The sequence below is a fragment of the Nonomuraea sp. NPDC001684 genome, from assembly GCF_053596515.1.
The window spans coordinates 1-1,444 of sequence record NZ_JBSFGJ010000864.1 but is presented as its reverse complement, the minus strand read 5'-3'; the positions used below and the strand labels follow the sequence as shown (position 1 = coordinate 1,444).

Genomic DNA, 1,444 nt, shown 5'->3' with positions numbered 1-1,444 from the left:
GCCCGGGACTGGGGGAGTTCCGGACGGGCGCGCCCGCGGTTCGGGAAGGCGTCTCAGGCGCCGCTTGTCAGGCACCGCTTGTCAGGCGCCGCTTGTCAGGCGCCGCCTGTCGGACGCCGGTTCTCAGACGCCGGCGCGGGCGAACTGGCCGGGACGCCGGCCGGCGCCCGCCGGTCCGCGGTAGGCCTGCGCGATGTCCAGCCAGCGGTCGGCCTCGGCGCCGGTCGCCGTGACCGCCACGTCGGCGCGGTGCCGCCGCCTGGTCACCAGCAGACAGAAGTCCTCGGCCGGTCCGCTGATCCGCTGGGCGGCGTCCTCGGGGCCGTAGGCCCACACCTCGCCGGAGGGGCCGGTGATCTCGAAGCGGAACTCCTCGGCCGGCGGGGTCAGCCCGCGCGACAGGTAGCCGAAGTCCCGGGTGAGCACCGCGAAGACGACCAGGTGCCGCAGCCGGTCCGTGCGCTCCAGCCGCACGCCCAGCGCGTCGGCGACGTCCTGCCCGTGGGCGAAGGTCTCCATGATGCCCGCGCACGCCAGCACGATCGGCGGCAGCGGGTTGACCAGCCACGGCACGACCTCGCCCGCGGGCACGGCGGCCAGACCGGCGTGCACCTCCGACCGTCCGGCCCGCCACTTGGCCAGCAGCGTGTCCGGCGAGTCGTTCTCGAACGCCTTGAGCGCGGCGTTCACCGCGCCGTCGAAGTTCTTCTCCGCGCCGGCCGTCATGGCCGCGAACGCCTCCGCGTCGGTGGCGGCGGCGGTGGCCAGGCGGAAGATGAAGGCCAGGTGGGCGATCTGGTCGGCGATCGTCCAGCCCGGCGCGGGGGTGGGCAGCTTCCACTGCTGGGCGTCCAGGCCCGACACCAGCGCGTCGAGCTGGTCGCCGTCGGCCGCCAGATCGTCGAGCACTACCTCTAGCTCGGTCACGTCCTCGTTCCTTTCAGTCGGCTGTCGATGCGGTCGGAAGCGGGGTGGCGGGCAGCCCGGACCAGACGCCGGTCCGGCGGGCGGCGGTCATGGCCGCCCAGGAGGCCGCCTCGACGAGCGCGGCGTCGGCGTCGGCGAGCGCGGCCGGGCCCGGCGTCGCGGCCCGGAACTCGCCGACCGTGCGCGCGTCCACCTGGTGGGAGGCCAGCGCGGTCAGCAGCGCCAGCCGGGCGGCCGGACGCTGCGCGGGCGGCAGCGCGGCGGCGGCCTGACCGGCCCAGCCGCTGCCGGGGCCGGGCGGGACGCCGTCCCAGCCGGACACCCGCTCGGCGACCAGCTCGCGGACCGGGACGGGCAGCCGCCGCGCGCCGCCCTCCTCGATCGCCGCCGCGGCCCTGGCGAACGCCTCCCCGAGCCGCGGGACGCCGCCCGCCCAGGCCAGGTCGTCCGGCAGCGGCGCGCCGGGCAGCAGGCCCAGCGAGCCGCCGGGGGCCGCGGGCCGCCGCGCGGCGGGCCG

General features: G+C 77.8%; 1 protein-coding gene and 1 pseudogene. Both read right to left on the bottom strand.

The window, feature by feature from the left end:
- Positions 1 to 123: 123 nt before the first annotated feature.
- Positions 124 to 927, bottom strand: coding sequence for a TIGR03084 family metal-binding protein (locus ACWCSD_RS52605; protein WP_397158222.1), 804 nt, complete (start codon positions 925 to 927; stop codon positions 124 to 126).
- A gap of 13 nt (positions 928 to 940) precedes the next feature.
- A pseudogene (locus ACWCSD_RS52600) lies at positions 941 to 1,444 on the bottom strand (carboxymuconolactone decarboxylase family protein); the annotation flags it as partial.